This is a genomic window from Arthrobacter sp. AQ5-05 (assembly GCF_003287975.1).
In the GTDB taxonomy this organism is placed as follows: domain Bacteria; phylum Actinomycetota; class Actinomycetes; order Actinomycetales; family Micrococcaceae; genus Paeniglutamicibacter.
In genome coordinates, this window is the sequence record NZ_QMKQ01000056.1 from 1 (window position 1) to 6,765 (window position 6,765).

7 protein-coding genes are annotated in these 6,765 nt (G+C 62.3%); 1 reads left to right on the plus strand and 6 read right to left on the minus strand.

All coding sequences use genetic code 11. The annotated features are described in order from the left end of the window. Nucleotides 1-281 precede the first annotated feature (281 nt). The 4 genes from DQ353_RS20815 to merA form a co-directional block, all read right to left on the minus strand. On the minus strand, nt 282-995 hold the full coding sequence (locus DQ353_RS20815) for a hypothetical protein (protein ID WP_146755366.1): 714 nt from the start codon (nt 993-995) through the stop codon (nt 282-284). An 83-nt stretch (nt 996-1,078) separates the two neighbouring features. Next, the gene (gene trxA / locus DQ353_RS20820) at nt 1,079-1,405 is read right to left on the minus strand and encodes a thioredoxin (protein WP_113765097.1); all 327 of its coding nucleotides are present in this window, start codon (nt 1,403-1,405) and stop codon (nt 1,079-1,081) included. Beyond that, complete coding sequence (locus DQ353_RS20825; protein WP_113765098.1) at nt 1,405-2,766, minus strand: dihydrolipoyl dehydrogenase family protein; 1,362 nt, start codon at nt 2,764-2,766, stop codon at nt 1,405-1,407. Before DQ353_RS20825 ends, trxA begins: the two co-directional genes overlap by 1 nt. Before the next feature lie 37 nt (nt 2,767-2,803). Continuing rightward, nucleotides 2,804-4,249, minus strand: coding sequence for a mercury(II) reductase (gene merA / locus DQ353_RS20830; protein WP_113765099.1), 1,446 nt, complete (start codon nt 4,247-4,249; stop codon nt 2,804-2,806). Between the two features lie 248 nt (nt 4,250-4,497). Between merA and DQ353_RS20835 the strand changes: the two genes are divergently transcribed. After that, nucleotides 4,498-4,887: a heavy metal-responsive transcriptional regulator gene (locus tag DQ353_RS20835; protein ID WP_113765100.1), complete on the plus strand. Its 390-nt coding sequence runs from the start codon at nt 4,498-4,500 to the stop codon at nt 4,885-4,887. 22 nt (nt 4,888-4,909) lie between these two features. Here the strand turns inward: DQ353_RS20835 and DQ353_RS20840 are convergent, their stop codons facing one another. Together DQ353_RS20840 and DQ353_RS20845 are read right to left on the minus strand one after the other, a co-directional pair. Continuing rightward, nucleotides 4,910-5,194 (minus strand): DUF427 domain-containing protein, encoded by a 285-nt coding sequence (locus DQ353_RS20840; RefSeq protein ID WP_113765101.1) that lies wholly within the window; start codon nt 5,192-5,194, stop codon nt 4,910-4,912. A gap of 485 nt (nt 5,195-5,679) precedes the next feature. Continuing rightward, nucleotides 5,680-6,564 carry a sensor histidine kinase gene (locus tag DQ353_RS20845; RefSeq protein ID WP_146755367.1) on the minus strand — a complete coding sequence of 295 codons (885 nt, stop codon included), beginning with the start codon at nt 6,562-6,564 and terminating at the stop codon, nt 5,680-5,682. Nucleotides 6,565-6,765: the final 201 nt, after the last annotated feature.

Sequence of the window (6,765 nt, forward strand, 5' to 3'; positions counted from 1 at the left end):
ACACCAATGACGATTTCCATGTGCCCGGCAGCGTTGCCGACGACCGCGTCACGATGACGACCAAACCCACCAAATTCGTCGGCATTCAAGGCGACGCCGCCATGGTCAATTTACGCGCTCGGTAACACCTCGACGAACCGTTGCCCCATGGGGGACATGTCCGACAGGGTCTCGTTGACGTCGAAAACAATGGTTGAGGGTTTCATACGCGCTTCTCCTTCATTCGTTCCCGTGGGGGACGAGCCTGCTCTTGCAAAAGTTCCGGATGGGAAGTGCGCTGCCTACTGTGGCGGGTCACCCGCCCCGAAGGTATCTTTGACCTTTTCGATCATCTGTTCGGCCATTGCAGAAGCGATCACGGACTCGTCAGGATCGGCGCTACCGGCAACGGGAGTGAAACGGAGCCGCTCCGCATAGGGCGCATCCCGGCCCATCACATAGGCGGCGGCCGTCTGAGCGTAAAGTTCCCTGGCATCTTCGAGGCTTCGTTTTCCTTCAATGATCTCCACCGCAAGGTTCAGGGTAAGGGTATTGAACGCTTCATGGTCGCAGCGGGAGCCCAACTGCCCGGAAGTCCGGTCCACGATGACACTGCCGTCGAAAGCTGCCAGATCGCTGGCCCTGCCAGGGGGCACTTGGTAGCTGACGAACTGCGTGAAATAGTCCACATGTGGAGTGGGGAAGTTGTGCAGCACATGGTCCGCTGTAAGTTCCATCCTGGCCCAGGGGCGCGTCGCATACCAAAAGAGTTTGCTCGGTGTGGCCTCGTGCGGGGGGCCGTAGTGCTCCAAAAGCTGGGTTGCCGTCAACTTCGGTGCCTCGGGCCAGTGATCGACGATGGACTGGGCGGTCGCCAGCGGCACGCGGCCTTGCTGCCCATAAGTCGACGCTGATGTTCCTGCGGATTTCAGTTTTTCCGCGGCGGCTTTGGCTGTCGCCAGTGCCTTCATCCGTTCCATGGTCGGTGTTTGCAGATTGTCATCTTTGGATCCCATCGGATTTTCCCTTCCGTGCTGCCTGGATTGTCGTACAGGATCTCCTGCACCAGTTGCGCCTTCTGCTATGCGGACGCAGAGAGTCAGTGCAGGTACTCCGCGAATTCCTTCTCGAGGTATTGCTTGGGCCGGGCACCGACCACGGCGGATTCCGGGGCTCCGTCTTTGAACAGGTAGATGACGGGGATGGAGACGATTCCAAATTCCTCCACTACTCGGGGGGTTTCATCGATATTGATCTTGACTACGTCCACTTTCCCGGCATACTCAGCCGCAAGCTGGTCCAGGACGGGAGAGACCATCCGGCAGGGCCCGCACCATTCCGCCCAGAAATCGACGATCACCGGCTTCTCTGATCGCAGGACCTCCTGTTCAAACGTGCTGTCGGTGACATCCCTTGCGTTGCTCATCAGAATTCCTTCCGGTATTTGAGGTTATCCAAGGCCATTTGGAAGGCCTCGCTGTAGCTGGGGAACTGCGCGACCTGATCGTGCAGGACCGCGATGGGGATCCGGGCCCGGATCGCGAGGGAGGCCTGGTGGATCCACTCCCCGGCCAAGGGGGATACGGCCCATGCCCCGATGAGGGTGCCTCTGTCGGTGTCGGTGAGAAGCCCGAGGTGTCCGCGGGGGTCCTGTTCGTAGGTCCAGGGGCGGGCGAGCGATTCGGCCAGGTCCAGTTCGGCGAAAGCGGTTGACAACCCCTGCTCGTCGGCCTGAGCCTGGGTGATCCCCGCGGCCGCGATCTCCGGGTCCCCGAACACCACCCTGGGGATGCCGTCATAGGTGGCCGGCCTGGCATGGCCCAGGATGGCGTCTGCCACGATACGGCCCTGGTACTTGGCCACATGGGTGAAAGGCATGACCGCTGTGACATCCCCGATCGCCCACACGTTGTTACCGGCCCGGCACTGCTCGTCGATCACCACCGCACCCTTGGGGTCAAGCTTCACCCCTGCTGCCTCAAAGCCCAGATCCTTGCTCCGCGGGGTGCGTCCCGTTGTGAAAATGACGACGTCGGTGCTCACTGAGGTGCCGTCGTCGAGCTCCAGCGAACTGCTGTTCCCCTCACGCCGGGCGCGCCTAGGATTGGTTTCCAGCCGGACCTCCACGCCGGCCTCTTCGAGAAAGAGCCGCGTCAGTTCTCCGACGCGGGGCTCCTCGCGTTCCATCAGGCTCTTGCCGCGGTGCACCAGGGTGACATCCACGCCGAAGCGGGCCAGGAACGTGGCTGTTTCGGTGCCCACCGCGCTGCCTCCGATGACCACCGCGCGGCGGGGCAAAGTGGTGGCCGTGAAGGTTTCCCTGTTGGTCCAGAGGGTGACGTTTTCTGCCCCTTCCAGCTCGGGGACGAAGGCCTCGGATCCGGTCGCGAGGATGATGTGATCGGCGTGGATGGTCCTGCCTTCGGCCTGCAGCGTGCCTGGTCCGGTGATTGTGGCTTCGGCTTTGATCACGGTGGCGCCCCGGCCGTTATAGCCATCGACCTGGGCGGTGTCGTCGAGATGCCGGATCATGTAGTCCCGGTAGTCGCTGGCTGCGCTCCAGTCCAGTTCGGCTTTCTTGACGCCGGCCGCCCGGGTAGCTGCGGTCCTGGCTTCCGGGGGACGCAGGAGTGTTTTGGAGGGCACGCAGGCCCAGTAGGCGCATTCGCCGCCGATCAGTTCGCGTTCGATCACAGCGACTTTCTTGTGGGCCTTCAGGAGCCGGCTTGCCGCCACTTCACCTCCTGGTCCCATGCCCAGGACGGCCACATCAAAGCGTTCCTCCATCAGTTCCTCCCTTTCCTCGTGAATCGGCATCCCGTGGTCAGGTTGCGCAGCAGGAGAGCCGCGAGATGTCGGTGGTGTAGGACTGAGCGGCGATTTTGATGCCCTCGGCCATGGTCAGGTACGGGCTCCACAGGTTCGCGACCTGCTCGACGCTCATGCCTGCCTCCAGGATGTAGACACCGGCGGCGGCAATATCACCGGCCTCCTTGCCGACGGCGGTGATCCCAAGGATCCGGCCGCTCCCGTTCTCGGCCACGAGCTTGATGAACCCCCGCGTATCCCGGTTGACCAAGGCGCGCGGAACGTACTCCAACGGCAAAACACGGCATTCGCAGCTGATGCCCTCGCCCTTTGCTTCCTGGTCGGTCAGGCCCACGGCGGCCACGGCGGGGCTCGTGAACGCCACCCGGGGCAGGTGACGGTAGTCAATTTCGCGGCCGGCGTTAATGAAGGCGTTTTCGACGGCGAGGGCACCGTGGGCGGAGGCGACGTAAACGAATTCGCGGTGCCCGGTCACATCGCCTGCGGCCCAGATCCTGGGGTGGGTGCTGGCCAGCGTCTTCTGCACCAGGACCTCGCCCCGGTCCCCGGTCTTCACCCCGACGGTGTCCAGATTCAGTCCTTCGGTCACTGCGCGCCGCCCGGTAGCGACCAAGAGCCGTGCGGCCCGGAAGTTTTCCTGGCCGCCGGCAAGCTCGGCCACTGCCATCACCCCGCCCGTCTGCGCGTCGCGGCCCACGGAGGCCAAGGTCGCCCCGCGAATGACGCGGATGCCTTCATCGGTAAAAACGCCCATCAGTGCCAGGGAGACTTCGGGTTCTTCGCTCGAGGCGAGCCGTGACCGCACCAGCATGGTCACTTTGGATCCCAGGCGCGCGAACAGCTGCGCCTGCTCCAGGGCCACGTAGCCGCCGCCAATTACCAGCAAGGACTCCGGGACCTCTTCCAGTTCCATCGCCGTGGTGGAGGTCAGATAATCCGTTTCCCGAAGTCCCGGGACCGGGGGATCCCACGGTGCCGAGCCGGTGGCCACCAGGTAGTGGGCCGCCGTCACCGACTCCCGCATGCCCTCGGACGAGGTGATTTCCAGCCTCGGGTCCTCCGGTGTCCCGGCGAACGCCGCAGTACCGTGCCGCACCTCCCACCCGTAATCGGCGATCAGGTCAACGTATTTCTCCGAGCGCATCCCCTCCACCAGGGCGCGCTTCCCGACGATCAGGCCAGGCATGTCCACCGCCTCGGCAAAAGTACTGATTCCGGGAAATCTGCCGGCGGCGTCCAAGGCCACGTGGCGGGCCTCGGCTGCTGCCAGCAACGCCTTGGAGGGAACGCATCCGGTGTTCACGCAGGTCCCGCCAACTGCCGAGCGCTCGACCATCAGGACACTTTTACCCAGGTTGGTTGCCCGGATGGCCGCAGCGAAGGCGCCCCCTCCGGAGCCAATGATCGCCAGGTCAAAGTCACACTCTTTTGTTGCAACCACAAAACCTCCCCCGGTAGCAGGGAACCTGATCCCTGGGTTGAACGGCGGCTCCCCGACGGACCCGCACTAGGTTCTTCCTTTCAGCCTGCACCTTCCCCTGTGGGGGAAGGTCAAGGGGATGTAATTCCCCGGCATCCATGGCGTCGACTCCTTGGGGCAGTGGCAACCATTACTTATACTTGAACCTGCAGGCCGCCCGGGAGCGCCGGGAATTTCCGCGGCATCTGGTGCTGGAAGCGAGGTCAGTGATGCTTATTGGTGAAGTTTCCAAAGCGGCGGGGATGACGCCGAAGACCCTGCGGTTCTACGAAGAGCAAGGACTGCTTCCACCTGCCCGGCGGGGTCCCAATGGTTATCGGCAGTATGGAGATGACAGCGTAATCCGGCTCGACTTCATTGCCCGGGGCAGGGCCGCGGGACTGTCCGTGAGCCAGATCCGGAGCATCCTCGCCGCCAGGGAGGCCGGCAACGCGCCCTGCGCACATGTGCAGGACCTTCTGGCGGGCCAGCTGGCTGAGCTAGACCTGAAAATCGCGGAACTGACGGCCCTGCGGGCAGGTGTGGCGGCCTCGTACGAGGCCGTTGCGGCCGGCAACCCCTCAGCATGCGATCAGTCCCGGGTCTGCAGTTACCTCTGACCATCCCTACGCATCCCCCGCTTCATGCTTCAATCGTCACTCCCCGCCAAAAGGCGATGCGGCCCTTGATCGGCGCGGCCCGCTTTTTGGGTTCGCTGTAGAACCAGGCTGGATCCACGTTGACCTGGCCGTCCACTTCCAGGGCGTGATAGCCGGCTTGCCCCTTCCGAGGGCAGACGGAATACATGTCGCTGTCTCTGAGATACAGCGGATTCACCGACTCACGGGGAAAATAATGGTTGCCCTCCACCAGCACCGTGTCCTGGGACTCGGCAATGACTTTCCCGTTCCAGATAGCCCTGACCATATTCTTTACCTTTCACCGTGTCTGGATGACCCGAACGCGGCGAGTACAAGGCCCAGGAATCCCGGTAGGTCGCATCCCGTTGCGTTGGTGGAGCGGAATCCCGACGACCGCCTGAATTCGCCATCGGCTTGGGCGACGGTGTCGTTTTCAGAAGACCACTGCAATGGATTGTGAATCACAACGGTAGAGGGCCTGTTTTTGGCAGTGTTTAGTGGCTTTTTCTAGCCTCGGCTGTTGCTTCGTTGGCTCGAGGGATGAGGCGACTCAGTAGATTTTGCCATTCCGTGCGCGGCAACTCATTGGTGAACTGCGGTGTTGATCGTTACGGCCAGCCCGGAGGCAGGGGAATAGTCCCTTGGCGGTTGCGGAACCGCCGTACTGCCGAAGTTCGCGCAGGGGTGCTGCCAGGTTGCCGGAGTTCCGTGGTTGATGTCAGGGAAGCCGGCCGCTGGAGCGCTGAGCCAAGGTATCCGTGAGGGGGCTCTCTAACGGTCCTGGAGTACCCGGTGTGTGTATACGGAATCTGGCAGGGTGAAGCGGATGGTGGTTCCGGCTCCCGGCGCGCTTTGCAAACTAATGGTCCCGCCGTGCATTTCCACGATGGATTTGGTGATCCGTAGGCCTAGGCCGAGACCGGGGATGGCGCGTTGCAGGGCCAGGTCGGCGCGGAAGAACCTGGTGAATGCTTCTGCCTGCTCGGCGTTGTTCATGCCTATTCCCGTGTCTTGGATCGTACACAGGAGGTCCTCGCCCTCTGTCCAGGCCCGCACGGTGACGGTGCCGCCATCGGGTGAGTACTTGATGGCGTTGGAGATGAGGTTATCCAACAACTGTCCGATTCTCCCGGCGTCACCGACGACAGGCATTGGACCCTCGACCGAATTGTGTAAGGTGACCGCATTTGTGATGGCCGCCGGTGCTGCTGCCGCCAAGCTGTGCGCTACTAGTTGGGCGAAGTCGGTGGGAGCGGGGCGGAACATCATGGATTTGGTGGCCAGCAGGTCATTGACAAGACCCAGCAGACGTTCGGCATTCCGTTCGATGACGGCCAGGGAACTGGTTATCTCGGCAGGAAGGTCTTGGCCGTCGTCCATGATGAGGCTTGCATAGCCCAGGATGGAGGACAGCGGTATTCGAAATTCATGGGAGACCCTGGCCACAAAGTCATCCTTGGCGGCCAGCGCGGCAAGCATGTCCGTGATGTCGTGGAAGGCAATGACGGCGCCATCGTAGTTGCCATCGGCGTCCTTCATGGTGCGGGCCGTGGTGGAAAAGGCGCGGGCTCGGTCGTCCGAGCCAACCCAGATTTGGTAGTCGGTGAAGGACCCGCCCAAGACCGCGCGGCGCACCGGACGATCCTCGGCCCCCAAGGGGGACACCTTGTCCGTTCCAAAGAGCAAAAGGTCTTTCTCCGCAGGATCCTCGAGGTGAGCGGGGACGGCTAAGCCTTGATCCACCGATGAGATTTGGGAGCTGCTCGGCGTTTTAACCACGAAATGCCCGTCGTATCAGGGAAAATTGAACTTGCGACAGTAACAACATTCCTGAAATGAAGGGCATCTCGTAGATGC